Origin of the sequence: Streptomyces sp. CRCS-T-1 (genome assembly GCF_024442335.1) — a bacterium.
Lineage (GTDB): Bacteria > Actinomycetota > Actinomycetes > Streptomycetales > Streptomycetaceae > Streptomyces > Streptomyces koelreuteriae.
On the sequence record NZ_CP101651.1, the window covers coordinates 4572375 to 4598011 of the forward strand.

24 protein-coding genes and 1 riboswitch are annotated in these 25637 nt (G+C 71.5%); of the genes, 10 read left to right on the forward strand and 14 right to left on the reverse strand.

All coding sequences use genetic code 11. The annotated features are described in order from the left end of the window. The first annotated feature begins 81 nt into the window (after positions 1-81). Complete coding sequence (locus tag NNW99_RS20825; protein WP_215120641.1) at positions 82-3348, forward strand: IPT/TIG domain-containing protein; 3267 nt, start codon at positions 82-84, stop codon at positions 3346-3348. A 67-nt stretch (positions 3349-3415) separates the two neighbouring features. Here NNW99_RS20825 and NNW99_RS20830 read toward each other — a convergent pair whose 3' ends face one another. Both NNW99_RS20830 and NNW99_RS20835 read right to left on the reverse strand, forming a co-directional pair. Next, positions 3416-4399 carry a zinc-binding dehydrogenase gene (locus NNW99_RS20830; protein WP_215120642.1) on the reverse strand — a complete coding sequence of 328 codons (984 nt, stop codon included), beginning with the start codon at positions 4397-4399 and terminating at the stop codon, positions 3416-3418. A 44-nt stretch (positions 4400-4443) separates the two neighbouring features. Continuing rightward, positions 4444-5607 carry an NAD(P)-binding protein gene (locus tag NNW99_RS20835; protein WP_215120643.1) on the reverse strand — a complete coding sequence of 388 codons (1164 nt, stop codon included), beginning with the start codon at positions 5605-5607 and terminating at the stop codon, positions 4444-4446. A gap of 136 nt (positions 5608-5743) precedes the next feature. On the opposite strand from NNW99_RS20835, the gene NNW99_RS20840 reads away from it, so the two are divergent. Further along, entirely contained in the window at positions 5744-6439 is a 696-nt protein-coding gene (locus NNW99_RS20840; protein WP_215120644.1) for a pentapeptide repeat-containing protein, read from the forward strand. 71 nt (positions 6440-6510) lie between these two features. On the opposite strand, the gene NNW99_RS20845 is transcribed toward NNW99_RS20840, so the two are convergent. Next, a complete protein-coding gene (locus NNW99_RS20845) occupies positions 6511-7167 on the reverse strand; it encodes a hypothetical protein (protein WP_215120645.1) in 657 nt (218 codons plus the stop codon). Positions 7168-7257: 90 nt separating this feature from the next. Beyond that, positions 7258-7758, reverse strand: a complete 501-nt coding sequence (locus NNW99_RS20850) for a hypothetical protein (RefSeq protein ID WP_215120646.1) — start codon at positions 7756-7758, stop codon at positions 7258-7260. 38 nt (positions 7759-7796) lie between these two features. On the opposite strand from NNW99_RS20850, the gene NNW99_RS20855 reads away from it, so the two are divergent. Continuing rightward, entirely contained in the window at positions 7797-9200 is a 1404-nt protein-coding gene (locus NNW99_RS20855; RefSeq protein ID WP_215120647.1) for a M1 family metallopeptidase, read from the forward strand. Positions 9201-9360: 160 nt separating this feature from the next. Here the strand turns inward: NNW99_RS20855 and NNW99_RS20860 are convergent, their stop codons facing one another. Further along, a complete protein-coding gene (locus NNW99_RS20860) occupies positions 9361-9936 on the reverse strand; it encodes a TerD family protein (protein ID WP_189729329.1) in 576 nt (191 codons plus the stop codon). A gap of 168 nt (positions 9937-10104) precedes the next feature. Between NNW99_RS20860 and arfB the strand changes: the two genes are divergently transcribed. After that, positions 10105-10542, forward strand: a complete 438-nt coding sequence (gene arfB / locus NNW99_RS20865) for an alternative ribosome rescue aminoacyl-tRNA hydrolase ArfB (protein ID WP_215120648.1) — start codon at positions 10105-10107, stop codon at positions 10540-10542. 15 nt (positions 10543-10557) lie between these two features. Here arfB and NNW99_RS20870 read toward each other — a convergent pair whose 3' ends face one another. Both NNW99_RS20870 and NNW99_RS20875 read right to left on the reverse strand, forming a co-directional pair. Continuing rightward, positions 10558-11025, reverse strand: coding sequence for a GNAT family N-acetyltransferase (locus NNW99_RS20870; RefSeq protein ID WP_215120649.1), 468 nt, complete (start codon positions 11023-11025; stop codon positions 10558-10560). A 49-nt stretch (positions 11026-11074) separates the two neighbouring features. Then, complete coding sequence (locus NNW99_RS20875) at positions 11075-11653, reverse strand: flavin reductase family protein (RefSeq protein ID WP_215124377.1); 579 nt, start codon at positions 11651-11653, stop codon at positions 11075-11077. Between the two features lie 387 nt (positions 11654-12040). Between NNW99_RS20875 and cdgB the strand changes: the two genes are divergently transcribed. Further along, the gene (gene cdgB, locus NNW99_RS20880) at positions 12041-13702 is read left to right on the forward strand and encodes a diguanylate cyclase CdgB (protein ID WP_215120650.1); all 1662 of its coding nucleotides are present in this window, start codon (positions 12041-12043) and stop codon (positions 13700-13702) included. A 119-nt stretch (positions 13703-13821) separates the two neighbouring features. After that, complete coding sequence (locus NNW99_RS20885) at positions 13822-14778, forward strand: carbohydrate-binding protein (protein ID WP_215120651.1); 957 nt, start codon at positions 13822-13824, stop codon at positions 14776-14778. A 94-nt stretch (positions 14779-14872) separates the two neighbouring features. Here the strand turns inward: NNW99_RS20885 and NNW99_RS20890 are convergent, their stop codons facing one another. The 4 genes from NNW99_RS20890 to NNW99_RS20905 form a co-directional block, all read right to left on the reverse strand. Continuing rightward, positions 14873-15244 carry a hypothetical protein gene (locus NNW99_RS20890; protein ID WP_215120652.1) on the reverse strand — a complete coding sequence of 124 codons (372 nt, stop codon included), beginning with the start codon at positions 15242-15244 and terminating at the stop codon, positions 14873-14875. A 91-nt stretch (positions 15245-15335) separates the two neighbouring features. Further along, entirely contained in the window at positions 15336-16265 is a 930-nt protein-coding gene (locus NNW99_RS20895) for a 1-phosphofructokinase family hexose kinase (protein WP_215120653.1), read from the reverse strand. Positions 16266-16393: 128 nt separating this feature from the next. Next, the gene (nagA, locus tag NNW99_RS20900; RefSeq protein ID WP_215120654.1) at positions 16394-17605 is read right to left on the reverse strand and encodes an N-acetylglucosamine-6-phosphate deacetylase; all 1212 of its coding nucleotides are present in this window, start codon (positions 17603-17605) and stop codon (positions 16394-16396) included. Further along, positions 17605-18546 (reverse strand): ROK family protein, encoded by a 942-nt coding sequence (locus tag NNW99_RS20905; protein WP_215120655.1) that lies wholly within the window; start codon positions 18544-18546, stop codon positions 17605-17607. Before NNW99_RS20905 ends, nagA begins: the two co-directional genes overlap by 1 nt. Positions 18547-18679: 133 nt before the next feature. On the opposite strand from NNW99_RS20905, the gene NNW99_RS20910 reads away from it, so the two are divergent. Further along, positions 18680-19933, forward strand: coding sequence for an ABC transporter substrate-binding protein (locus NNW99_RS20910; RefSeq protein WP_215120656.1), 1254 nt, complete (start codon positions 18680-18682; stop codon positions 19931-19933). Positions 19934-19977: 44 nt separating this feature from the next. Beyond that, entirely contained in the window at positions 19978-20226 is a 249-nt protein-coding gene (locus NNW99_RS20915; RefSeq protein ID WP_215120657.1) for a DUF3263 domain-containing protein, read from the forward strand. Positions 20227-20315: 89 nt separating this feature from the next. On the opposite strand, the gene otsB is transcribed toward NNW99_RS20915, so the two are convergent. The 3 genes from otsB to NNW99_RS20930 all read right to left on the reverse strand — a co-directional run bounded on the left by otsB (position 20316) and on the right by NNW99_RS20930 (position 23590). Next, a complete protein-coding gene (gene otsB, locus NNW99_RS20920) occupies positions 20316-21176 on the reverse strand; it encodes a trehalose-phosphatase (RefSeq protein ID WP_251057880.1) in 861 nt (286 codons plus the stop codon). Between the two features lie 6 nt (positions 21177-21182). After that, a complete protein-coding gene (locus tag NNW99_RS20925) occupies positions 21183-22571 on the reverse strand; it encodes a trehalose-6-phosphate synthase (protein WP_215120658.1) in 1389 nt (462 codons plus the stop codon). A gap of 74 nt (positions 22572-22645) precedes the next feature. Then, the gene (locus tag NNW99_RS20930; protein ID WP_215120659.1) at positions 22646-23590 is read right to left on the reverse strand and encodes a glucosyl-3-phosphoglycerate synthase; all 945 of its coding nucleotides are present in this window, start codon (positions 23588-23590) and stop codon (positions 22646-22648) included. A gap of 155 nt (positions 23591-23745) precedes the next feature. Continuing rightward, positions 23746-23902: riboswitch (SAM riboswitch) on the forward strand. 18 nt (positions 23903-23920) lie between these two features. Here NNW99_RS20930 and thrC point away from each other — a divergent pair. Further along, positions 23921-25207, forward strand: a complete 1287-nt coding sequence (thrC, locus tag NNW99_RS20935) for a threonine synthase (RefSeq protein WP_215120660.1) — start codon at positions 23921-23923, stop codon at positions 25205-25207. A gap of 91 nt (positions 25208-25298) precedes the next feature. Next, positions 25299-25574 carry a MoaD/ThiS family protein gene (locus NNW99_RS20940; RefSeq protein ID WP_215120661.1) on the forward strand — a complete coding sequence of 92 codons (276 nt, stop codon included), beginning with the start codon at positions 25299-25301 and terminating at the stop codon, positions 25572-25574. Positions 25575-25637 lie beyond the last annotated feature (63 nt).

A 25637-nucleotide genomic window follows, 5' to 3' on the forward strand; every position in this document is an offset into this window, starting at 1 on the left:
GGGCGGTGGTATCTCGCGGGCGGTGTGTCGTACCTGTGTGCGAGCATCTCGCCAACGACCACTGATCCAGGGGGGATTGCCATGTCAGGTACCGACGCATGTCCGAGACCGAGATCGCGCGAGAGACGTGGGCGGGCCGTCGCGTCCGCCCTCGCCGTCTCGCTGTTCGCCTCGCTGCTGAGCCTGACGGGGGCGGGGGCCGCGGCCGGGGTCGCCCAGGACGTCGAACCGGAGTGTGCGCCGCTCGCGCTCGCGCCGTTCGGGGACCCGGGTGACGCCGTCGGCAGGGTGACCGTCCCGGCGCAGAGCAGCGCCTGCTTCACCGTGACCGCCGACGCGGCCGGTCCGCATCTGGTGAGCCTGAAGGACAGCGGCAACAACGCCTACACGCAGCTGTACGACGCCGACGGCGCCCAGGTCGACTGCCACGCCGATGAGGCCCGCACCGAGGGCTGGTGCCAGGTGCCCGCGGCAGGGACGTACACCCTCAAGGTCGTCAACAGCGGCTGGGTGGACGACGAGAAGGCCGAGCTGACCGTCGTCCCGCTCGGCTCGGGCACCCGCGGCTGCGCCGAGCCCGTCGGCACCGGCTGGGACCTGCCGGCCGTGATCCGGAGCGCGGCGAGCCCGCTGGCCGTGGACTGCCAGGCCTTCGAGGCCCGGCCCGGTGAGAGGATCGGGCTGAAGCTCCAGCGGAAGGTGTACGGCGAGTCGCTCGCCTGGATCACCGACGAGACCGGTGCCCGGATCTGCGAGCGCTTCCCGGAGGACGGCGAGGACAGCTGTGTGCTGCCCGGCGACGGTCCCTACCGGGTGCTGTCGAGCGTCTCCCGCTCGGAGAACGCCTTCCCCGCCGCCTACGCGCTCCAGGTGCGTCGGCTGAACGACCCGCGGGGCTGCACGACCGCCTCGGTCCTGCCGTACGGCCCGCTGAAGCCGCAGGACTTCCGCACCGACCTCTGCTACACCTTCTCCACCGACCGGGCCGGGCCGTACACCGTGCACGCCGTGGACGAGGACCGGTCGGCCAGGGCGGTCCGGGTCTACGACGCCGACGGGCTGACCGTGTGCGACTCCGGCACCGACCCCTGCCGGATCCGCGAGGCCGGCACCTACACCGCCGTCCTGGACCGCTACCCCTTCGAGGCCTCCCGGGACCGGCTGGTCGTGTTCGACCGGGCCTCCGACGCCGGCTGCGAGGAGATCGGGACCGGCCTGTACAAGGGCGAGCTGAGCACGGTCGGGCAGTACGACTGTCTGACGCTGCCCGTGCCGAAGGGCGCCCGGATCGCCGCGCTCACCGCGAACTCCTCGGCCGGGCTGACCCCCGAGGTGGAGGTCCTGGACCGCGCGGGCACCCCGCAGTGCGACAGCGGGGCGCTCGGCGACGGCGATTGCGCGCTGACCGGAGAGGCTCCGTTCCGCGCACTGGTGCACACCGAGGACAGCGGCGACTCGGCCACCGGCCCCTACCGGGTCGCCTTCCACCGCACCGACGCCGCCGAGGGCTGCCCCGCCCTGCCCGCGGGCAGTTTCGCCCCGGGCGGCGCCAAGGCCACGCTGACCACGGGCGACGGCGTCTTCTCGCACTGCCTGGGCATCCCGGCCGACGCGCACTCGAACGCGGAGCTGCTGCAACTGACCGCGACCTCGGGGACCGCTCCGGCCGGCTTCTCGGTGCTCGACTCAGACGGCAAGCGCGTCTGCGACCGCTACGCCACCACCGACGGCTGGACGATCTGCTCGCTGACCCCGGGCAAGTCCCACACCGTGCTGGTGACCGGCCGGGACGAGGCCGCGACGTACTCCCTGACCCGGCGTGACGTCACGGCGAGCGCCTCCGCCGCGGGCTGTGCGACGACCTCGGCGGTGAAGGTCGGCGGGGCGTCCCTGAAGAGCGCGTACGCGGCGCCGGGCACCATCAACTGCCACCAGGTGACCACCGGCGCGGCGACCGATGTCGTGCACGTCGATGTGCGGGACGCGCTCGGTACCGCCAACAGCGCGGTGGTGGGCGGGGACGGCCGTGTGGAGTGCGCCTTCCGCAACACGTCCTGCGCGGTGAGCGGTTCGACCACCCACCAGGTGCTCGTGCAGACGCCCGCCCATCTCAAGGCCGCGCCCGAGTACCGCCTGGACCGGCTGCGGATCGCGACCGCCGACGGGCCCGCCCCGGAGTGCGTGAAGGTGCCGTCCGTGGCCTTCGGATACGGGCCGGTCACCGGCACCCTGGACGAGTCGCGCACCGCCGTGTGCGCGGCGCTGCCCACCGCGGGATTCGACCGGTTCGACACCGACATCAAGGACACGGCGGGCGCCGACGTCAAGGCGGTTCCCGTCCTGTACGACACGTCCACCTGGAAGAACGGCTGCACTCGCTTCATCCCTGAGGGCTACGACTGCGCCGTCCAGGGCTCGTCCTCCGGGAGTACGCCGTCGCTGTTCCTGCTCGGCCTGCCGGAGAAGGCGTCGAGCACGGCCTACAGCGCCGAACTCATCTGCTCCTCCGCGCTGTGCGGCACGGAGAAGACGAACGTCACCGCCGTCAGCCCCGACACGGGCGCCAGCGGCGGCAAGGTGAAGCTCACGGTCACCGGCACCGCGCTCGGGAAGGACGTCACCGTCCGGCTGAGCCAGGCCGGCAAGACGATCACGGCGGAGGCGGACTCGGTCGCCGCGGACAACCGGACGGTGACCGCGACCGTGGACCTCACGGGCGCGGCGACCGGCACCTGGAACGTCAGCGTGATCACGCGCGGCTGGGAGTTCCGGCGCGGCACCTTCAGCGTGACGCCCCGGCCCGAGCTGAAGAACACGGCGGCACCGAAGGTGACCGGCACGCCCAAGGTGGGTGCCGAGGTCATCGCCGCGCCGGGCGCCTGGTCGGCGGCGCCGACGTCGTACACGTACCAGTGGAAGGCGGACGGGGCCGGGATCGCCGGTGCCACGGCGTCGGCGTACCGGATCCCCGCGGCGCAGTCCGGCAAGAAGATCAGCGTGACCGTGACGGCGGTCAGGAGCGGCTGGCAGAGCGGGTCGGCGTCCTCGCCGTCGGTGACCGTGGCCAAGGGCGACGCGCCCAAGGCGACGAAGCCGCCGGTGATCAGCGGGACGGCCGAGGTCGGCAAGACGCTGAAGTCGTCGACCGGGACGTGGAGCCCGGCCGCGTCCTCCTGGTCGTACCAGTGGTACGCGAACGGCGCGGCGATCAGCGGGGTGACGAAGTCCTCGCTCGTGCTGAAGGCGGCGCAGCAGGGCAAGAAGATCACCGTGAAGGTGACCGCCCACCGCGCGGGGCACAAGGACGGGTCGGCGGTGAGTGCGGCGACGAAGACGGTCGCCCGCTGATCTGCCGGTTGCAGACCCCTTCTGTGTGGAGGGCCCCGTTGCGAGCGGGGCCCTCCTCGGTGTCGGGTCAGGGCTCCAGGACCACCTTCCCCGTCGTCCCCCGGCTCTCCAGTGCCTCGTGCGCGGCCGCCGCCTCGCGGAGTGGGAAGCGTTGGACGGCCGGGGTGAGGCGGCCGGTGGCGGCTTCGGTGAGGGCGCGGAGTTCGAGGGTGCGCAGGGGGTCGGGGCCTCCGGCCTTGCTCAGCATCGTGGGGCCGAGGACCTGTTCGGAGACGCCGTCGACGAGGTAGGGCTCGCCGTCGAGGATGCCCTGGCCGGACCAGCCGAAGACGATGTGCTTGCCGTCGGGGCCGAGGAGGGCGACGGCCTCGTGGGCCACGTCGCCGCCGACGCCGTCGAAGACGACGGTCGCGGTCCGGCCGCCGAGGTGGGCGCGGACCTTGGCGGGCCAGGCCGGGTCCTTGTAGTCGACGGCGAGATCGGCACCGTTCGCCTGTACGCGGGCGACCTTGTCCGGCCCGCCCGCGAGGCCGATGACGGTCGCGCCGGCGTTCCTGGCGTACTGGACGATCAGCGTGCCGATGCCTCCGGCGGCGGCCGGGACGACGGCCACCGAGTCGGGCCCGAGGTCGGCGAACTGGAGGATCCCCATCGCCGTACGGCCCGTGCCGATCATGGCGACGGCCTCGGCGAAGTCCAGGTTCTCCGGGATCTCGTGCAGGCGTTCGGCCGCGGTGACGGCCAGTTCGGCGTACCCGCCGGGGACGAAGCCGAGGTGGGCGACGACCCGCTTGCCGAGCCACAGGTCCGCGACGCCCTCGCCCAGGGACTCGACGACCCCGGCGACCTCGCGGCCGGGGATGGTGGGGAGCGGCGTCGGCTCGGCCGCCGGTCCGCCCCGCATGCCTTCGCGCAGGGCGGCGTCCAGGAGGTGGACGCCCGCCGCCCGTACGGCGATACGGACCTGGCCGGGGTCCGGCCGGGGGTCCTCGACCCGCTCGTGGGTGAGGTTCCCGGCCGGGCCGAAGGCGTGCAGGCGGATGGCGTGCATACGAGGCTCCTCGTGTCGCGGTGGTCTGCGACAAGCCTTCAACCTCAAGCTTGCTTGAGGTCAAGCTCCTGCCGTCCGAGGGCCAGGGAGACCGCCGTCAGGGCGCTGTTGAAGGAGACCTCCGAGAGCACACCGGGCGCCGCGACCTGGTCACCGGCGAGATAGACACCGTCGCCCCGGTCCACGGCGGGCCGGTCGCGCCAGCTCGTGCCGGGCAGGTCGACCGCGCCCGTACGGCCGGCCGCGACGGCCTCGCGCCGCCAGGTGACCCGCTTGCGCCAGCCCGGGAACCCCAGGTCGAGCAGCTCCTCGGCGTGGGCGATGCCGTCGGACTTCGACTCGTGCGGGGCGAGGGGGAGCTGCCCCTGGATGAGCTGCTCGCCGGCCGGGGCGAGGGTGCGGTCCTGGGCGGTGAACCGTTCCAGCCAGCCGGGCGCGTCCAGGTCGGAGACCGCGAAGGCGTCCCCGCGCCGGGTGCGCACGGCCAGGTCGATCAGGGCGGTACGGCCGCTCGGCCAGGTCAGGGAGTCGTCGCCGAGCAGATGCCGGGCGGCGGGGAGGGAGGTCGCGACGATCACCGGCGTATCCGTGGGGAGCATGTCGACACGGGACAGGGTCTCCATCCGGACGCCCAGGTTCCAGGCCCGGGCGGCCATCCGGTCGATGATGCCGCCCCAGCCGCCGCGCGGGTAATGGGCCTCGGGCGGCAGCTTGGTGGCCCGGCGCAGGCGCTCCTGCACGAACGCGGCCGACAGGGAGCCGGGGTCGTGGTGGAAGAGGGCGACGGCGGAGTAGTGGGCGGCGGCCCGGGCGCCTTCCTCGCCCGCGACGCCGGTCGCCCAGGTCAGGAAGTCGACGTCCACGGGCGCCTGCCGGGCGGTCCTGCGCAGCAGCTTCAGCATCGGGAAGGGCGGGGTGCGGCGCAGCACGCCGTGGTGCCGCAGCCGTAGCCGGGCGGCCTCCAGGGGCGGGATCGGGGCGAGCGGGCCGATGAGGTCGCGCTGCTTGAGCCAGGCCCAGTGCGGACCGCCGTTGTAGAGGGCGTGTGGGCCCTCGTTCGTGCGGTACGGGCCGTCGGCGGTTCGGGCCCGGCCGCCGAGGGTGTGGTGGGTTTCGTGGAGGGTGACCTTGACGCCCGCCTCGGCGGCGGTGATCGCGGCGGTCAGTCCGGCGAAGCCGCCGCCGATGACGGTGATGCGGTGGTGCATGGCTGGGATCTCCCTTGAGGCCTGAGGTCGACAATCGCCTTCGGGATTACGACCGTTCACGGGGGCCGGAATGTGACATGGCCGGTGTTCGCGCAGGTCAGGGGGTGTTGTCAGTGGTGGGGTGCAGCATGGGGTCATGGCGAGGAGAGCGACGGGCCGTCCGGGTGCGACCGGCCCTGCGGGTGTGAAGGGCGCGCGGCGGCCGGAGCTACGGCTGCCCGTGTTGGAGCCGTACGAGGGGGGTGGGCTGGAGCCGGACGGGGACTACGACGGGCTGGAGTTCCGGGACGCGGAGCTCACCGGGCAGGACGGGGCGGGGGCCCGTTTCATGGACTGCGCGCTGACGGGGTGCGCGCTGGACGAGACCCGGCTGCGGCATGCTCGCTTCCTGGACTCGGCCCTCACCGGTGTCCGGGGCGTCGGCACCGACCTCTCCGAGGCGACCCTGCGGGACGTGGAGCTCACCGATGCCCGCCTCGGCGGGCCGCAGTTGCACGGGGCGGTGCTGGAGCGGGTGGTGATCCGCGGCGGCAAGATCGACTATCTGAATCTGCGCACCGCCCGGCTCAGAGACGTCGTCTTCGAGGGCTGTGTCCTCGTCGAGCCGGACTTCGGGGGCGCCCGCCTGGAGCGGGTGGAGTTCGTCGACTGCGCCCTGAAGGGCGTCGACCTGCACGCGGCGACCCTCACGGACGTCGACCTGCGCGGGGCCGCGTCGCTGGAGATCAGCCGGGGTTTCGACCGGCTGTCGGGGGCGGTGATCAGTACGGCGCAACTGCTGGATCTGGCACCGGTGCTGGCGATGGAGTGGGGGATCAGGGTGGAGGGCTGATCGCCGTACGCGCAGCGCCGCGCGCTCACCACTCGTGCGAGCCCGTGCTCACCACTCGTACCAGCCCGCGCTCACCACTCGTACCAGCCGTCCGACCCCGCCCGCTCCGGCCAGTCGTAGGACTGGTGCAGTCCTATGAGGGCGTTGACCAGGCGGGGGTCGAGTTCGTGCCTCAGCAGCCGGTAGTCCTCGGCCACCGCGCGGAAGACGAGGTGGGCGCGGTGGGAGCCGTCGCGCCAGGTGATGCGTCGGGGTGGGCGGGGGCCGTCGTCGCCCTCCGCCATCAGGACCCAGATCAGGCACAGCAGTTGGACGGGCAGCCCGAAGGGCCACCACAGCAGCCAGCTCCACAGCCGCCCCTGGTACCCCTGGAGGACCGGCCCCCCGACCGGTTCCACGGTCCAGCGCCGGCGGCCCCACCGGAAGGCGCGGCGCCGCCGCAGGGTGATCCGCCCGAGCGGGGCCCCGTACGGATCCAGGACGTGGTACACCGCCGGGCGCCCGCTCAGCCGTGACCCCAGGGGCTGCTCCGTCACGACCCGGGCGACCGGCGACCCGTCCTCGGCGCGCAGATGGAAGGCCCGCAGGGAGCGGAGCCGGTCCGGGGCGGGGCTGTCGGGGTCGCGGACGAGCCGGGCGGAGGTGTCCTGCGGCGTTCCCTCCCCGCTGACGACGGCCGGTGGGTCCACGCTGTAGTTCAGGCCGTAGGCCACTCGTCCGTCGGTCATGCGTCCGTTCTCCCCGTGTCCGTCGCCGGTCGTCGCCGGTCCTCGCCGGTCGTCGCAGGGCGATCGTGTCACCCCGGTGGCGGACCGGTGTCAGGAGACCCTGGGGAAGCGCGCCTGGAGCGTCCAGATCGCCGGGTTCTCGGCGAGATCGTCGTGCAGATCGGTGAGGTCGGCGATCAGGTCGTGCAGGAAGTCCCGGGACTCGCGGCGCAGTTCGGAGTGGGAGACGGTGAGCGGGGGCTCCTCCGCGCGCATCCAGTCGGCCTCGATGTCCACCCAGCCGAAGCGGCGCTCGAACAGCATCCGGTCGGTCGACTCGGTGAAGTCCAGCTCCGCGTGCTGCGGCCGGGACGCCCGCGAGCCCGCCGGGTCCCGGTCGATCCGCTCCACGATGTCGCACAGCGCCCACGCGAAGTCGAGCACCGGCACCCATCCCCAGGCTGTGGACACCTCGTGGTCGGTCTTGGTGTCCGCCAGATAGACGTCGCCGCAGAACAGATCGTGCCGCAGGGCGCGGACGTCCGCGCGGCGGTAGTCGGTCTGCGGAGGGTCCGGGAAGCGGTTGGAGAGGGCGTAGCCGATGTCGAGCACGGGGGTGATGCTGTCACGACCCCCATAGGATCGAGAGCGTGGCCCGGTCCGTACGTCTTGTCCCCGCCCTGCTCGTCTCCGCGCTCGCCCTCACGGCCTGCGGTGGGGTCCACGGCACCCCGGGCGGCTCCGGTGTACGCGACCCCTACTTCCCGAAGGCCGGCAACGGCGGCTACGACGTCACCCACTACGGCCTGCGCCTCGCCTACGACCCGGACGCCCACCACCTCACCGGCACGGCGACCCTCACCGCGCGGGCGACCCAGGACCTCACCGCCTTCAACCTGGACCTGCTCGGCCTGGACGTCGGCGAGGTCACCGTCGGCGGCGAGACGGCCCGCTGGAACCGCGCCGGGCAGGAGCTCACCGTCCGGCCGCGCAAGGACCTCGGCCGGGACGAGACGTTCCGCGTGACCGTCCGCTACTCCGGGGCGCCCGAGACCGTCACCGACCCGGACGGCTCCCAGGAGGGCTGGCTGCGCACCGGCGACGGCGTGCTCGCGCTGGGGGAGCCGGTGGGGTCGATGGCGTGGTTCCCCGGCAACCACCACCCCTCCGACAAGGCGTCCTACGACCTCACGGTGACCGTGCCGCTAGGGCTCCGGGCCGTCTCCAACGGGGAGTTGCGCGACGTCACGACCGCGAAGGACGGCCGTACGACCTTCGCCTGGCACTCCGCCGAGCCCATGGCGAGCTACCTCGCCACGCTCGCGATCGGCCGCTTCGACATCACCCGCTCCACCGCCCGCTCCACGGCCCGGGACCGTCTGCCCGTGTACACGGCCGTCGACCCGGACGAGAAGGAGGCGAGCCGCGCCGTGCTCGCGCGCATCCCCGAGATCCTGCGCTGGGCGGAGAAGCGGTTCGGCCCCTACCCCTTCTCCTCCACCGGCGCGATCGTCGACCGAGCGGCCGAGGTCGGCTACGCCCTGGAGACCCAGACCCGCCCCGTCTTCCCCGGCGCCCCCGGCCTCACCCTCCTCGTCCACGAACTCGCCCACCAGTGGTACGGCGACTCCGTCACACCGGAGAGCTGGCGCGACATGTGGCTCAACGAGGGCTTCGCGACGTACGCGGAGTGGCTGTGGCGGGAGGACCACGGCGGGGAGAGCGCGCAGGAGTCCTTCGACGCGCTGTACGAGAACGGCGAGAAGACGTACAAGGACCTCTGGGCGTTCCCGCCCGCGAAGCCCGCGGATGCCGCGAACATCTCCGGCGATCCCGTCTACCAGCGCGGCGCGATGGTCCTCCAGAAGGTCCGCCAGACGGTGGGTGACGACAGATTCTTCGCCATCCTGCGGGGGTGGGCGGCCGAGCATCGGTACGGGAACGCGGACACGGCCGAGTTCACGGCGTACGTCGAGGAACAGGCGCCCGGGGAGGACTTCGAGGGGATCTGGGAGGACTGGCTGTACGGGGAGGGGAAGCCGGAGCGGCCGTGAGGGCGGAGCCGGAGCGCCGTTGGGGGCTCAGGTGCGGGGGTGGCTGCGGGTTCGTTGTGGCTTGTCGCGCAGTTCCCCGCGCCCCCAAGCAAAGGGCGGAGCCCCCGGCCTCTTCCAAGGCTCGGGGGCTCCACAGTGTCAGAACAAGCTCGACGTCCGATCAGACGTTCACGCCGAAGTCCTGGGCGATGCCGACCAGGCCCGAGGCGTAGCCCTGGCCGACTGCGCGGAACTTCCACTCCGCGCCGTTGCGGTAGAGCTCACCGAAGACCATGGCCGTCTCCGTGGCCGCGTCCTCCGACAGGTCGTAGCGGGCGATCTCGGCGCCGCCGGCCTGGTTGACGATGCGGATGTAGGCGTTGCGGACCTGGCCGAAGTTCTGCGAGCGGTTCTCCGCGTCGTAGATGGACACCGGGAAGACGATCTTCTCGATGTCGGCCGGGAGGGCGGCGAGGTTGACGTTGATGGCCTCGTCGTCGCCGGCGCCTTCGCCCGTGCGGTTGTCACCGGTGTGGACGATCGTGTTGTCCGGGGTCTGCTTGTTGTTGAAGAACACGAAGTGGGCGTCCGAGAAGACCTTGCCCTGCGTGTTCACCGCGATCGCGGACGCGTCGAGGTCGAAGTCCGTGCCGGTGGTGGTGCGGACGTCCCAGCCGAGGCCCACGGTGACGTCGGTCAGGCCCGGAGCCTCCTTGGTGAGCGAGACGTTGCCACCCTTGGACAGGCTTACAGCCATTGTTGGGAGTCCCTTCCCTCGTTTACGTACGGCAGTACGGCAAAGAAGCTGCGTCAAAGAAGCTACAGCTACCCCCCTGAACGTAGAGAGGGGTACGCGAGGTTCCAGCTCCTTTACTTTCTTTACTCGCGATTATTGGGATGACGTGGACGGGACAGAAGCGGGAACATGGACGGCATGTCTGGTCCCCACGTCATCCGCGGCTCCGTCTCCCTGCCCGAGGCCGAGCTCATGTGGCGTTTCTCGCGGTCGTCGGGGCCGGGCGGGCAGCACGTCAACACCAGTGACTCGAAGGTCGAGCTGAGTTTCGACCTGGCGAAGACCGAGGCGCTGCCCGAGGTGTGGAAGCAGCGGGCGCTGGAGCGGCTGGCCGGGCGCCTGGTCGACGGAGTCGTCACCGTACGGTCCTCCGAGCACCGCTCCCAGTGGCGCAACCGCGAGTCCGCCGCCGTACGCCTCGCCGCCCTCCTGGCCGAAGCCACCGCGCCCCCGCCCAAGCCCCGCAGGAAGACCCGGATCCCCCGGGGGATCAACGAGCGGCGGCTGCGCGAGAAGAAACAGCGCTCGGAGACCAAGCGCGGCCGAACGGGCCAGGGCTGGAGCTAGCGCCTGTCGAGGGACCTAGGCCAGCTCCAGCAGCCCCACCGTCTGGCCCCCGCTGTTCTCCCCGGCCGGACGGAAGCCGAGGCCCAGGTAGAAGCCCTCGGGGCCGTTCGGTCCCGGGTGCCAGGTGACGTAGTACTTCTCGGTGCCGTGCCGGCGCAGCTCGGCGGCGACGGACTCGACGGCGAAACGGCCGTACCCCTTGCCCTGCTCCCCGGCCGCGATGTTCAGCCGCCACAGGCCCGAGCGGAATTCGCTGCCGTCCCCGTACCAGTCGATGCCGAGCGAGGCCATCAGGAAGCCGACCGGGCGGTCGCCGTCGACGATGAGGCGGGGCCAGGCGATGGCGCCGTGCGCGTACGCCTCGGCGAGCGACTTCACGACCGGGGCGACCGCGTGCTCCTGGTCGGGGCGGACCTGGATGCCGAGGGCGGCGTCCAGATTCCCGGCGGTGATCTCTTCGAGGCGGAGGCCCGTCGTCGTCATGCGCGCACCCTAGGGTCGACGATCAACCCCGGGCCACCGGATTTCCGCCTCAGCCCAACTGCCGGTACCGCCCCCGGAAGTACGTCAGCGGCCCGCCCTCCGCGCTCGGCACCCGGGCGGTCAGCACACGGCCGATGACCAGCGTGTGGTCGCCGGCCGCTACGCGCTGCTCGGTACGGCACTCCAGGACGGCCAGGGCGCCGCCCACCAGGGGTGCCCCGCTGTACTCGCCGCGCGTGTACGGGATGTCGGCGAACAGCAGCCGGTCGCTGACCCGGCCCTTCATGGCGAACCGGCCCGCGATGTGCCGCTGGCTCTCGGACAGGACGGACACCGCCCACTCGGGCTGTTCGTCGAGCAGTTCGTCCATGCGGGAGCCCTCGCGCAGGCTCACCAGCACCATCGGCGGGTCCAGGGACACCGACATGAAGGCCGTGGCCGTCATGCCCACGTCCTCGCTGCCGGGCGCCGAGGGGTCGTCCGGGTCGAGCGGCGGCTCCTGCGCGGTCACCAGGACCACGCCCGAGGCCAGCCGGGACATGGCGGCGCGGAACTCGTCGTTGCTCACCCCCTCAGCATGCCCGGAGGCGGGCGACGGAATGATCGGGGACGTGGCGGGCGCGGCGATCGGAGAGGTGGCGGACGAGGCGATCGAAGACGCGGCAGGGGGAGTGTTCGGCACACCGGAAACGCTAATCTCCGCCCCGCGCGCCCCGCATCGGGCTCCCGCCCGAGCACGGTCCTAGGACTTCCGGCGGACCGGACGGCCTTTTCCCTGCCAACGTGTGTACAGCGTGACAAGGCTTCGTTCGCAGGACGCATATGGGGATTGCAGAAACTCCCGGCAATTGTTCAGCTTTGCCTGTGACTTGAGTCACAAGGGGCAGGAATTGTTGACCCTGTGTACCGAGTGAGCAGCGCGCTGTGATTCAGTGGCGGGGAAGCTGCCAGGACGTACGCCGAGAAGAACCCTTGATTCTTGATTCGCTGCGAGGTACTCGGGGGGAGGGCGAGCATGGAGACCGAGTCGGAGCCTTACGTCCGTCTTGCGTCCCTGCGACAACTGCACCAGGTCATGGCCGACATGAACACGGCCCGCAGCCTGGCGGACACACTGCAGACCGTCGCGGAGGGCGTCGTCGCCGCTCTCGGGTACGAGATGGCGTGCGTGAACCTCGTACGCCCCGACGGCGATCTCGTCGTCGCCGCCTTCGCCGGGAACCCCGCCGCCGAGGCCCTCATCACCGGCCGCGTCGGCTCGCGCGAATCCTGGGAACGCCGCCTCGGCATGGGTGAGCACTGGGGCGACCTGGTGTTCATACCCCACACCGAGGGCTGGGTCCTCGACGACGACGACGTCCCGCAGTGGTACACCGACGGCCCCGCGCCCCGCTTCGAGGACGAGTGGCATCCGGCCGACCGGCTCTTCGCGCCCATGTACGCGCCCGGGCCGCAGGGCAGCGCGGCGTGCGGCGAGCTGATCGGCGTGCTCTCCGTGGACCGCCCGCGCAACGGCCGCCGCCCCGGCGCCTGGGGCCGCGAGGCACTCCAGATGTACGCCTTCCAGGCCGCCATCGCGATCAGCAACGCCCGGCTGCGCGCCAACATGCAGCGCGCGCTCGTCCGGCTGGAGCGCGAGCAGCAGGCCCTGCGGGCGAGCGAGGAAAGCTTCCGGCAGGCCTTCGAGTACGCGCCGTCCGGCATGGCCATCGCCGAGATGGGCGGCGACCAGCACGGCCGGATCCTGCGCACCAACGACGCCCTGTGCCGGCTGCTGGGCCGCCCCGCCTCCGCGATGCGCCGCTACTCCTTCTCCGACCTGGTCCACCCCGAGGACATAGGCACCCTGCTGCGGACCTCCGCCGAGGGCGGCCGCGCGGAGCTCCGCCTCGGCCGCCGCGACGGCACCTACGTCTGGGTCAGCCTCCGCAACTCCGTCGTCGCCGACGCCGCCGACGGCCCCCGCTTCCTCCTCACCCACGTCGAGGACATAGAGGAGCGCAAGCGCCGCGAGCTGCAGCTCGCCCACCGCGCCTCGCACGACTCGCTCACCGGCCTGCCGAACTCCGCCGAGCTGCGCTCGCGACTGTCCTCGCGCCTCTGTCAGCGCGCCGCGCCCCCGCACTCCGCCGTCGCCGAGTCCCATGACGCGGCCTACGGCCACCCCGCCTTCGACGTCGTCGGCCCCGGCTTCGACTTCCGGCAGTCCGCCGATCCGTTCGACGCCTACGACCACCATGTGCACACCGTCGCCCCGGACGGCGACCAGGACGACGGCACGAAGGGTCTCGCCGTCCTCTTCTGCGACCTCGACGGCTTCAAGTCGATCAACGACCGGTTCGGGCACAACGCGGGTGACGCGGTTCTCATCGAGGTCGCCCGGCGGCTGAGCGGCGGCGTCCGCGACGGTGACACGGTCGCCCGGCTCGGGGGGGACGAATTCGTCATCCTCGCGGACGGGCTCGGCCGGGCCGACGCGCAGGACCTGGCGGTCCGCCTCCGCAACGAGATCATCCAGCCCATCCGCGCCGAGGGGCGTGCCGTCCGGGTCGGGGCCAGTTTCGGCATCGGATGGGCACACTGTGGAATGACGGCGGACGAAGTGTTGAAATCCGCTGACGAGCGGATGTACGTCGAGAAACGATCTCGTCCCAAACAACACAGACGCGCTGGGTGAACCCGAGGTCAGCGAGTTGATGCGGTCTGAGTCACCTGTTTGGGTCACTGGGAGCGGGTAGGCTCGCTGTCTTACGACCCGTACCGCATTGCACCGCACCTGACTGAGGAGACCAAGGGATGACGCCCGGCAACAACGGCGCGAGCACGCCCGAGGACGACGACCCGTTCGGCTATCTCTACGCCGACGGGCAGGCCAACGGAGCCCAGCCGCCGTCCGGGGGCTACGGCTACCCGAACTCGGTCAACCGTGTGCGTGCGGTCGGCACCCGCTCCTACGGCCAGCAGCAGCCGCAGGCGGCCGCGGGCCAGGCCGCGGCGTACGGCCAGGTCCCCCAGCAGCAGGGCGGCTACGGCCGGCCGAACGCGCACTACGCGGCCCCCGAGACCCTGCCCGGCGGCGCCGGAGCCACCACCGCCCCCCAGCACCAGGTCCCCGGCGGCGGAGGCGGCCGGGGCGGCCGCGGTCCCAACACCAAGGGCCTGCTGATCGGCGCGATCGCGGTGGTCGCGGCGGTCGTCATCGGCATCGGCGTGGCCATGGTGGGCGGCGACAAGGACGACAAGAAGTCCGAGGACCAGGCGGGCTCCGACCAGAGCCAGTCCCAGAGCGCCGAGCCGACTCCGTCGGCCAGCAAGAGCGGGGCGAGCCAGGTCGAGCTGCCGAAGGCCGACGCGAAGACCCTGCGCCTCAGCCCCGGCATGTCGACCGCGTCGGAGTTCAAGGGCGCGAAGGCCGACGGCGGGGTCTATGTGACGGGCTTCAACCAGGTCGGTGCCAAGGTCACCTGGACGGTGGACGGCATCAAGAAGGCCGGCAGCTACAAGTTCTACGTGAACTACGGCGTCCCGGGCACGGACGCCGACGCGACCGTGGTGGTCAACGGCAAGGCCGACGCCAGGCCCATGAACATGGAGAACTTCGGGGGCACCCCCAAGGGCGACTGGGAACAGGGCTGGAAGAACACCTGGGCCACCGTGAACCTGAACAAGGGCACGAACACCATCGAGCTCGCCTGCAACGAGGGCAACAAGTGCGACGCGGTCCTCGACCAGTTCTACCTCGCGAAGGCCTAGCCGGCTCGAGCTGATACGCCGACGGCGGCCGTCTCCCACACAGCGTGGGGGACGGCCGCCGTCGTACGAGCTACGAGCCGAGAATGAGCTCAGCTCACTCGACGCGGCCCCACTCCAGGCAGCGAGTCGCCGCGTACCGCTTCTTGCCGCCCCAGTTGACCTCGTGCCAGCGCTTCTCGCTGGGCGAGCTGCTGGTGCACTTGTAGCTGCCGCCGTCGACCGCGCTGCACCCGGCGACCCAGCACTTGACGATCTTCCCCTTCTTCAGGGTGCCGACCTTCCGTGCGGTGGCGCTGGGCTTCTCACGGATGCTGACGTCCCGGACGTCGCTCCAGCCGCCGCCCCACTCCTGCGCGGCAGCCGGAGCGGCCTTGAGCTCCGGGGCCGCCGAGGCGCCGGAGTTCATGGTGGCCACCAGGCCCACGGAGGCGATGCCGACCATGGCCAGCCTCGTGATCTTGTTCAATTGTTCCCCCAGCAAAAAGGTCGATCTTTGGTCGTTCGTGATCTTAGGTGGGGGGAGGAAGATCGGCCAGAGGATTTCGGTCACGTGTGGCCTACGCCGCAGATGCCTCACTCGTCACGGTGACCCGCCCCAGCAGTTCCTGGTACACGCGCCGGTCGAACTCCCCCGCGACCGGCGCCGAGACCGTCGCCGCCGACAGGGCGACCGCTCGGGTCAGGCGATCCGGCCAGGGAAGGTGCTCCACCAGGGCCGATATCAGGCCCGCCACCGCGGAGTCGCCGGCGCCTGTCGGGTTGCCTCGTACGAGGGTGGGTGGGGCGGTGCGCCAGCGGCCCTCGGGGGATACCGCGAGGAGGCCTTTCGGGCCCAGGGACGCGACGACCGCGCGGGCGCCTCGGCGGCGGGCGTCCTGGGTGGCTCGCAACGGGTCGTGGGAGCCGGTGAGTTCTGCCAGTTCTTCGGTGTTCGGCTTGATGATGTCGGGGCGGGCGGCGACGCCTCGGCGCAGGGGTTCGCCGCTGGTGTCGAGGAGGACCGGGATGCCGGCGGACCTGGCCGTGCGGACCAGTCCGGCGTAGGCGCCGACCGGGACGCCCGGGGGGAGGCTGCCGCACAGGGCCACTGCCGAGGCGGACGCCAGCAGGTCCTCGTAGGCCTCCTGGAAGGACGACCACTCGGTGGGGGTGATCGTCGGGCCCGGTTCGTTGAGCTGTGTCGTGTCGCCGGTCAGGTCGTCGGCCACGGCGATCGTGCGGCGGGTGGTGCCCGTGATCGGGACCAGCGCGTCCGTCACGTCCGGCACCGAGGCCAGAAGTTCCTGGACGACCCGGCCCGTCGCACCGCCCGTGAATCCCGTCACCGTCACCTCGTGCCCGAGGGCCGCGAGCACCCGGGCCACGTTGACGCCCTTGCCGCCGGGGCGTTCCGTCACCTCGGAGACGCGGTGGGAGGCGTGCGGACGGAGGGACCGTACGCGGTAGGTGATGTCGAGAGCGGTGTTCAGTGTGACCGTGAGGATCACCTGGCTGACCTCCCCCGATGTAGAGACATGCGCGTGCTGCCGTGGACTTCCGGAGGCTCGATCATGCCAAAGAGACGGCGGTCGGCCCAGTCCTGGACTCGGCCACCGTCTCCCGACTGCGGGATAGATCAGCGCAGTTGGGGACCGACCACCCATTCGCCCCGGCGCATCACGCCCTTCAGGTCGAAGTCCGCGTCCAGGAGGACGAGGTCCGCGTCCTTGCCTGGCTCCAGGGAGCCGATGCGGTCGGACATGCCGAGCAGGCGGGCCGGGGTTGCCGAGAGGGCCTGTACCGCGTCCTCGACCGACAGACCGTCGATCGTGACCGCGCGTTTGAAGGCGCGGTCCAGGGTGAGGGTGGAGCCCGCGATCGTGCCGTCCTCGACCAGGCGGGCCACGCCGTCGGCGACCTCCACCTCCAGTGGGCCGAGCCAGTAGCGGCCGTCGCCGAAACCGGCCGCGTCCATCGCGTCCGTGATGAACGCGACCCGTGACGCGCCCGCGTGGTGGAACGCCAGTTGGAGCGCGGCGGGGTGCAGGTGCGTGCCGTCGTTGATCAGCTCGACCGTGATCCGGTCGTCCTCCAGGAGCGCCGCGATCGGGCCGGGGAAGCGGTGGCCGAGGGGCGGCATCGCGTTGAAGAGGTGCGTGGCCACCGTCGCGCCCGCGTCGATGGCCTCGACGGTCTGCTCGTAGGTCGCGTCCGTGTGGCCGATCGCCGCGATCACGCCCTGGTCGGCCAGGAGGCGTACGGAGTCCAGGCCGCCGGGGAGCTCGGTGGCCAGCGTGACCATCCTCGCCTGGCCCCGGGCCGCCTCGATCAGCTTGCGGACGTCCGCGGGGTGCGGATCGCGCAGCAGGTCCTCGGCGTGGGCGCCCTTGCGGCAGGGGGAGATGAACGGGCCCTCGAAGTGGACGCCGGCGATCTCGCCCTGCTCGGCCAGCTCGCTGAGCAGGCCCGCGCGTTGGGAGAGGAAGTCCATGTCGCCGGTGACGGTGGAGGCGACCAGGGTGGTCGTGCCGTGCAGGCGGTGGGTGTGGATGCCCTTGAGGATGTCCTCGGCCGAGCCGGAGGTGAAGGAGGCTCCGCCGCCGCCGTGGTTGTGCAGGTCGACGAACCCGGGGATGACGTAGTGGCCTGTTACGTCGATGACCTGGGCGTTTTCGGGGGTGGTGGGGGTGATGCGGGTGCCGTCGATGGTCAGCCGGCTGTCTTGGACGGCCCCGGTGGGGAGGACCACCGTCGCGCCGGACAGGACCGTGGGGGTTCCTGACGTTGCCGGGTGCGGGTGGTGTGTGGCTTGTCGCGCAGTTCCCCGCGCCCCTGGGTCCGCTGCCATCAGGGCGATACCTCCGTACGGTCCGTGTGGTTGAGGAGATCCCAGGCGAGCAGGCCCGCGCCCAGACAACCCGCCGAGTCGCCCAGGGCCGCCGGGACGATCGGCGGCTGTTTCTGGAAGGTGACGCGGCGGTCGATGGCCTCGCGCAGGGGCGTGAACAGCGTCTCTCCCGCCTCGGCCAGGCCGCCGCCGATGATCAGGGTGCGGGGGTCCAGCAGGGTGAGGGCCGTGACCAGGCCGTCGGCGAGGGCGTCCACCGCCTCCTGCCAGACCGCCCGGGCCCGTGGGTCGCCGGATACGACGGCCTTCGCGCAGTCGGCCGCGTCCGCGTCCGGGTCGCCCGAGGCCGCGGCCCAGGCCTCGCTGACGGCCGCCGCAGAGGCGAAACGCTCCAGGCAGCCGCGCTGCCCGCACGGGCAGGGGGCTCCTCCGGGGCGTACGACGATGTGGCCGATCTCGCCCGCGAAGCCGTGCGCGCCCGACTCGACCCGGCCCTCGACGCCGATGCCGCCCGCGATGCCGGTGCCCAGCGCCACGAACAGGAACCGGTCGGCGCCCCGGCCCGCGCCGACCCGGCCCTCGGCGAGAGCACCGGTGCGCACGTCGTGGCCGAGGGCGACCGGGACGCCCAGCCGTTCCGCGAGCGCGTCACGCAGGGGGACGTCGCGCCAGCCGAGGTTCGCGGCGTAGACGGCGATGCCCGCCGCCTCGTCGACGATGCCGGGCACGGCCACACCGGCGGCGGCCGCGGGCGTGCCGAAGTGCTCGGCGCCGTACGCGTGCAGCTCGGCGGCGAAGTCGAGGATGCCCGCGACGACGGCCTCCGGGCCCTGCTCGCGTCCGGTGGCCCGGCGGGACCGGTGCAGCACCTCGCCCCCGGGCCCGGCCAGAGCGGCCTTCATTCCGGTGCCGCCCACGTCCAGGGCGATGACATGTCTCACGGAACACAGTGTGACCCGGGGACCCGCGAGAGGTCTAGTCCACTCACGTGGTGTAGACCTTATTCCGAATATCGAAAGTTTTCGGTGGCGGTGACGCCAGGGTTGGGGAAGTACAGCGGTGCAGCGGCAGCGGATGGCAGGAACGATCGCGGTGGTGTCCGCACTGGGCATGACGGCGGTCCTCGGCGGCTGCGGCGTGACGGGCGGCTCCGCCGACGTGACCCTGAAGCTGGTCGCCGCCGACTACGGCGACAGCAAGGCCAACAGCTCCCAGAAGTACTGGGACAAGCTCGTCGCGGAGTACGAGGCCGACCACCCCGACGTGGAGATCGACGTCAGCGTCTACTCCTGGAACGACGTCGACCGCAAGGTCCGGGAGATGGTCGCCGCCGGTGACCCGCCGGACATGGCGCAGATCGGCTCGTACGCCGGGTACGCGGCGCAGAACCAGCTCTACAAGGCCGACGAACTGCTCTCCATACCCGTGCAGGCCGACTTCGTCGGGCAGCTCGCCTCCGCGGGGCAGGTGAAGGGCGTGCAGTACGGCATGCCGTTCGCCTCCTCCACGCGCGTGCTCTTCTACAACAAGACCCTCTTCTCCGAGGCAGGCATCACCCCGCCGAAGACCTGGGACGACCTGGCCGACGACGCCGAGGCGCTCAAGGCGGAGGGCGTGACCTACCCGTACGCGCTGCCGCTCGGCCCGGAGGAGGCGCCGGCCGAGACCATGCAGTGGATGCTCAGCGGCGGGGGCGGCTACACCGACACCGTCGACAGCTACGGCATCGACTCCCCCGAGAACGTCGACACCTTCTCCTGGCTGAAGGACGAACTCGTCGGCAAGGGCCTGAACGGGCCGGTCGCGCCCGGGGAGCTGAACCGGGCCGACGCGTACGCCGCCTTCGCCAAGGGCGAGGTCGGCATGGTCAACGGGCACCCGTCGCTGATGAACATCGCCGGGAAGAAGGGCGTCAAGTACGGCATGGTGCCGACGCCGGGCAAGGAGGGCACGAGCAAGTCCACGCTCGGTGTCGCCGACTGGATGACGGCCTTCCGCAAGAACGGCAACCGCGACCAGGTCGGCGACTTCCTCGACTTCGTGTACAGCGAGAAGAACGTGCTGGCCTTCTCCCGCGAGTACGACCTGCTGCCGGTCACCACCTCCGCGTCCGGGACGATGGCCGTGTCCGAGCAGGACCGGCACCTCCGGCCGTTCCTGGAGGAGCTGCTGACCTCCGAGCTGTACCCGGTCGGCAAGACCTCCTGGGCCGACGTCAGCGCCGAGATCAAGCAGCGGATCGGCAAGGCCGTCGCCCCCGGCGGCAGCCCCTCGGTCGTCCTCGGGCAGCTCCAGGCGGAGGCGTCCCGGGCGGAGAACGCGGAGTAGGCGCCGGCTGGGCGCTGTCGGTGGTGGGCGTTACGGTGCCGGGCATGGACGAGGACACGGGTGAGCAGGGGCGGCTCGGGCGGCGGGAGCGGGACATCCTCGCGCTCGAAGGGCGGAGCTTTTCCGGTCCCGGTGCGAAGGAACGGGCCGTGCGGGAGGAGCTGGGGCTTGCTCCTGTGCGTTACTTCCAGCTCCTCAATGCCCTGCTGGACGACCCGAGGGCTCTTGCCCACGACCCGGTGACGGTGAATCGGCTGCGGCGGGTTCGGGAGCGGCGGCGGGCTGAACGCTGAGGTTCGCGGGGTGCGGGCGCGTCGTGGCTGGTCGCGCCCACGCGGCGGAGCCGCAGATCGATACAGCCCCGCGCCCCTTTGGGGCGCCTCTAGTCGAGCCGTTGGGCCAGTGCTGCCAGCAGGCGTACGACGCCCTCCGGGCCCTCCACCACCAGGTCCGCGCGCTCCCGTAGTTCCGTCACCTCGTCGCTGCCGCTGCATACCAGCAGGCCCGGGGTGCCGTTCGTGCGGAGACGGTCGACGGCGGAGAAGGCGGGGAGGTCGCCCAGGTCGTCGCCGCCGTAGAGGACGGAACCGGCGCCGATCTCCTGGGCGAACTCGGTCAGGGCGACGCCCTTGTCCATGCCGGGCGGGCGGAGTTCGAGGACCATGCGGCCGGGTTCGACGATCAGGCCGTGGCGGCCGGCCAGGCCGGTCAGCGGCTCGCGCAGTTGGTCCAGGGTGGCCTGCGGGTCGGCGGCGCGGCGCGTGTGCACGGCCACGGCCCGGCCCTTCTCCTCGATCCAGGTTCCCTGCGACGCCCCGAGCCGTTCGAGGAGTTCGGGCAGTTCCGTGCGGACGCCCGCGACTCCGGGGTGCGGGGGAGGGGCGGTGATCTCGCCGGTACGGGCGTCCCACCGCTCGGCGCCGTAGTGCCCCAGGACGACGAGGTGCTCCAGGCCGGGGACGTCGGCGAAGCCGCCGTTGCGCACCGCGACCTCGGCGGGCCGACCGGTGATCACCGCCACGGCGGCGACCTTCGGCGCGAGCGCCGCCAGCGCGGGCACGGCCTCGGGATGGGCCCGGGCCTTCTCGGGATCGGCGACGATCGGCGCGAGCGTCCCGTCGAGGTCGAGCCCGATCAGGGCCTTGCCGGGATGAGTGAGGAGAGCGTCCAGACCTTCCTGCCCGGCCTTCGTGGCGGGCGCCGGAAGCCCATGATCCCCGTGATCCGTGTGCAGGCTGGTCACCACCGCTCAGCCCCTCAACGCGTCGAGCTGGTCCACGAACCACTGCGCCGGCGGCAGCGCGGTCGCTGCCGCTGCCAGGCGTTTGGCGCGCTCGGCGCGTTCCTCCGGGCGCATCGAGAGTGCCTCGTGGAGGGCCGCGGCCGTGCCGGTGACGTCGTACGGGTTCACGGTGATCGCGTCCTCGCCCAGCTCCTCGTACGCCCCGGCCTCCCGCGACAGCACCAGCGCGCAGCCCGCGTCGGAGACGACCGGGACCTCCTTGGCGACGAGGTTCATGCCGTCGCGGATGGGGTTGACGAGTGCGACGTCGGCCAGCCGGTAGGCGGCCAGGGAGCGTGCGAAGTCGTCCTTGACGTGCAGGACGATCGGCGTCCAGCCCGGTGTCCCGTACTGCTCGTTGATCTCGTCCGCCAGCCGCTGCACCTCGGCCGTGTAGTCGCGGTACACCGCGAGGTCCTGCCGGGAGGGGTAGGCGAAGGCCACGTGTACGACGCGCTCGCGCCACTCGGGGTGGTCGTCGAGCAGCTGCCGGTACGCCAGCAGACCGCGCACGATGTTCTTCGACAGCTCGGTGCGGTCGACGCGGACGATGGTGCGGCGGCCCTCGCCGATCTGCTCACGCAGGGAGGCCATCCGCTCCTCGACGTCCTGCTCGTGGGACCGCTGCCGCAGGAAGTCCGCGTCGGCCCCCAGCCCGTGCACGCCGATCCGCGTGCCCCCGAGTCCGTCGGCGAACCGCTCGGCGCATTCGGCGAACGCGTCCGCCCAGCGCTGGGTGAGAAAGCCCAGCCGGTCCGCGCCCAGCATGCCGCGCAGCACCTGCCCCGCCACATCGTCCGGCAGCATCCGGAAGTACTCGGGCGGCGCCCAAGGCGTGTGCGAGAAGTGCCCGATCCGGACGTCCGGGCGCAGCTCGCGGAGCAGGCCGGGCACCAGGCACAGGTGGTAGTCCTGCACCACGACCGCCGCGCCCTCGGCCGCCTCCTCCGCCAGCGCCTGGGCGAACGCCCGGTTGTACGCCTCGTACGACGCCCACTGCCGCCGGAACTCCGCGTCGAAGACCGGCTCCAGCGGGGTCTGGTACAGCATGTGGTGGACGAACCAGAGCACCGAGTTGGCGACGCCGTTGTACGCGTCGGCGTGCACGTCGGCGGGGATGTCCAGCATCCGTACGCCGTCCTCGCCGACCCCGCGCCGTACGGCCTCGCGGTCGCCGTCGGACAGCGCGGAGCAGACCCACAGCGCGTCCGCGTCCGAGCCGATCGCGGAGAGCCCCGAGACCAGTCCGCCGCCGCCGCGCTTGGCGTTCAGCGAACCGTCCTCGCCCACCGTGTAGGAGACCGGGCCGCGGTTGGAGGCCACCAGCACCCGCGCAGCACCGTACGTAGAAGCCATAGCCCTCAACCTAGCCCGGCCCGGAAACGCTCAAACGTACGGACCTGACCCGACCGGCCGAAAAACAGCCCCGGTCAGGCGGCCTTCCGTGCCTGGTACTCGGCGATCTCCACCATCGGCGGACGCTCCTCGGTGTCCACGGAGTACGTCCGCGGCTCGAAGCCGTCCCCGCCCCGCTCGAACTGCGTCAGGGACGGCCGGATCAGATGCCCGCGGGCCAGCCGGAGCTGGGCCGTGCGGTAGATCGCGGCGGCCATCCGGCCCAGCGCCTGCCCGTCCTGGTGCCGGTGCTTGCGCACCCCGACATCGACCTGGGCGAGCGCGTCGAGCCCCGCCAGGTGCAGGGCGTCGACCAGCATGCCCAGCTCGACGCCGTAGCCGACGGGGAACGGCAGCTGCTCCAGCAGGGAGCGGCGGGCCGCGTACTCGCCGCCGAGCGGCTGCACGAAGCCGGCGAGCTGTGGCCAGTGCATGTTGAGCAGCGGGCGGGCCATCAGCTCGGTGACCCGGCCGCCCTGCCCGGCGGCGCCGCCGAGCGGACGGTCGTACATGGCCTTCACCAGGTCCACGTCCGGCTCGGTGAGCAGCGGGCCGACGATCCCGGAGACGAAGTCGGACGAGAAGTCCCTGAGGTCCGCGTCGACGAAGCAGACGATGTCCCCGCGGGTGGCGAGCAGCGAGCGCCACAGCACCTCGCCCTTGCCGGGCACCGCGGGCAGCCGCGGGAGTATCGCGTCCCGGTGCACCACCGTCGCGCCCGCGGCCGCGGCCACCTCCGACGTACGGTCGGTCGAGCCGGAGTCGACGACGACGAGTTCGTCTACGAGCGGCACCTGCCGCATCAGGTCGTGGCGGATGACGGCCGCGATGTCGCCGACCGTCTCCTCCTCGTTGAGCGCGGGCAGCACGACACTGACCGTCTGGCCCGTGCGCTGCTTGGCGGCGAGTATCTGGTGGAGGGGGCGATCGGTCGCGGACCAGGAACGGGTGCTCAGCCAGCGCTCGACTTCTTCCAGCACCGTGGCGGCTCCTCTGCGTACTCTCGGCGGGACGGACTGTGAGCCATCTCGCGGTTCGGACGACTATCTCAACTGTCCTGGTCGTCGGTTACAGTCTTGAACAACGCGGGTGACCATCGCATGTCCGGGGTCAACCCACGTCGACAACCGAATACAGCTCATCCAGAGGGGCAGAGGGAAACGGCCCGTTGAAGCCCCGGCAACCCTCCAGTCGGTACTCGTAGGTCACTGTCGACCACACGCGCGAGGCTCCCGGCTCGGGAAGGTGCCAAATCCGTCTCACGGCGAGATGCGTCGTGAGGAAGATGAGGAGAAAGGGCCTCGCCTCACATGGCTGCGCAGACTGTTGCAAGCACCACCGAATCCACCGTAGACCTCGGCCCCGCCGCCGCCCTGAGCTGCCGCGAGTGCGGTCACCGCGTCCCGCTCGGCCCGGTCTTCGCGTGCCAGGAGTGTTTCGGCCCGCTGGAGATCGCCTACGACTTCTCGGCCTACGACACCGAAGAGCTCCGCAAGCGCATCGAAGCGGGCCCCGCGAACATCTGGCGCTACGCCCCGCTGCTGCCGGTCCCGGCCGACGTCGCGGACAAGCCGAACATCAACCCCGGCTGGACCAAGCTCGTCAAGGCCGACAACCTCGCCCGTGAGCTCGGCGTCGACGCCGGCAAGCTCTTCGTCAAGGACGACTCCGGCAACCCGACGCACTCCTTCAAGGACCGCGTCGTCGCCCAGGCCCTGGAGGCCGCCCGCGCCTTCGGCTTCACCACCCTGTCCTGCTCCTCCACCGGCAACCTCGCCGGTGCGGTGGGCGCCGCCGCGGCCCGCGCCGGCTTCCGCTCCTGCGTGTTCATCCCGCACGACCTGGAGCAGGGCAAGGTCGTGATGGCCGCGGTCTACGGCGGCGAGCTCGTCGGCATCGAGGGCAACTACGACGACGTGAACCGCTTCTGCTCCGAGCTGATCGGCGACCCGGCCGGCGAGGGCTGGGGCTTCGTCAACGTCAACCTGCGGCCGTACTACGCCGAGGGCTCCAAGACCCTCGCGTACGAGATCTGCGAGCAGCTCGGCTGGCAGCTGCCCGACCAGCTCGTGGTGCCGATCGCCTCCGGCTCGCAGCTCACGAAGATCGACAAGGGTCTGCAGGAGCTCATCAAGCTCGGTCTGGTCGAGGACAAGCCGTACAAGATCTTCGGCGCGCAGGCGCTCGGCTGCTCGCCGGTGTCGACGGCTTTCAAGGCCGGGCACGACGTCGTACGTCCCCAGAAGCCGGACACCATCGCCAAGTCGCTGGCGATCGGGAACCCGGCGGACGGGCCGTACGTGCTGGACATCGCGCGGCGTACGGGTGGTGCGGTGGAGGACGTGAACGACGAGCAGGTCGTCGAGGCGATCAAGCTGCTTGCCCGGACCGAGGGTGTCTTTGCGGAGACCGCCGGTGGGGTGACGGTGGGGGTGGCGAAGAAGCTGCTGGAGAACGGGCTTCTCGACCCGTCATTGACGACCGTGGTGCTGAACACGGGTGATGGGCTGAAGACGTTGGACGCGGTGGCGGGGACCGGGCTGACCGCGACGATTCGTCCCAACCTTGATTCGTTCCGTGAGGCTGGGCTCGTCTGATCGTTGACGGCTGCGGGCCGGTGGGGGGCTGGTCGCGCAGTTCCCCGCGCCCCTAAAGCAGGTCCGCTACCCAACCGGAGGTTTTGAAGTCATGAGCGTCACCGTTCGCATCCCCACCATCCTGCGTACCTACACCGGCGGGCAGGCCGAGGTCGCCGCCGAGGGCGGGAACCTCGGGGAGGTCATCGCCGATCTGGAGAAGAACCACACCGGGATCGCCGCCCGGGTGCTGGACGACCAGGGCAAGCTGCGCCGGTTCGTCAACGTGTACGTCAATGACGACGACGTGCGGTTCGAGCAGGGTCTTGAGACGGCCACTCCGGACGGTGCCGGGGTGTCGATCATTCCGGCCGTCGCCGGCGGCTGAACCGGTCGACCGGCCCGATTATTACCATCGGTAACGGCCGTCACTGAGCGTTGATTGAATTGC

What these genes read in the sequence shown, in the direction of transcription:
- NNW99_RS20860 (WP_189729329.1), bottom strand. Translation starts at nt 9,936, where the DNA reads ATGGCTGTAAGCCTGTCCAAGGGTGGCAACGTCTCGCTCACCAAGGAG.
- NNW99_RS20835 (WP_215120643.1), bottom strand. Translation starts at nt 5,607, where the DNA reads ATGCACCACCGCATCACCGTCATCGGCGGCGGCTTCGCCGGACTGACC.
- NNW99_RS20825 (WP_215120641.1), top strand. Translation starts at nt 82, where the DNA reads ATGTCAGGTACCGACGCATGTCCGAGACCGAGATCGCGCGAGAGACGT.
- cdgB (WP_215120650.1), top strand. Translation starts at nt 12,041, where the DNA reads ATGGAGACCGAGTCGGAGCCTTACGTCCGTCTTGCGTCCCTGCGACAA.
- arfB (WP_215120648.1), top strand. Translation starts at nt 10,105, where the DNA reads ATGGACGGCATGTCTGGTCCCCACGTCATCCGCGGCTCCGTCTCCCTG.
- NNW99_RS20885 (WP_215120651.1), top strand. Translation starts at nt 13,822, where the DNA reads ATGACGCCCGGCAACAACGGCGCGAGCACGCCCGAGGACGACGACCCG.
- NNW99_RS20845 (WP_215120645.1), bottom strand. Translation starts at nt 7,167, where the DNA reads ATGACCGACGGACGAGTGGCCTACGGCCTGAACTACAGCGTGGACCCA.
- NNW99_RS20925 (WP_215120658.1), bottom strand. Translation starts at nt 22,571, where the DNA reads ATGGCTTCTACGTACGGTGCTGCGCGGGTGCTGGTGGCCTCCAACCGC.
- NNW99_RS20830 (WP_215120642.1), bottom strand. Translation starts at nt 4,399, where the DNA reads ATGCACGCCATCCGCCTGCACGCCTTCGGCCCGGCCGGGAACCTCACC.
- thrC (WP_215120660.1), top strand. Translation starts at nt 23,921, where the DNA reads ATGGCTGCGCAGACTGTTGCAAGCACCACCGAATCCACCGTAGACCTC.
- NNW99_RS20915 (WP_215120657.1), top strand. Translation starts at nt 19,978, where the DNA reads ATGGACGAGGACACGGGTGAGCAGGGGCGGCTCGGGCGGCGGGAGCGG.
- NNW99_RS20870 (WP_215120649.1), bottom strand. Translation starts at nt 11,025, where the DNA reads ATGACGACGACGGGCCTCCGCCTCGAAGAGATCACCGCCGGGAATCTG.
- nagA (WP_215120654.1), bottom strand. Translation starts at nt 17,605, where the DNA reads ATGGCAGCGGACCCAGGGGCGCGGGGAACTGCGCGACAAGCCACACAC.
- NNW99_RS20910 (WP_215120656.1), top strand. Translation starts at nt 18,680, where the DNA reads ATGGCAGGAACGATCGCGGTGGTGTCCGCACTGGGCATGACGGCGGTC.
- NNW99_RS20840 (WP_215120644.1), top strand. Translation starts at nt 5,744, where the DNA reads ATGGCGAGGAGAGCGACGGGCCGTCCGGGTGCGACCGGCCCTGCGGGT.
- NNW99_RS20940 (WP_215120661.1), top strand. Translation starts at nt 25,299, where the DNA reads ATGAGCGTCACCGTTCGCATCCCCACCATCCTGCGTACCTACACCGGC.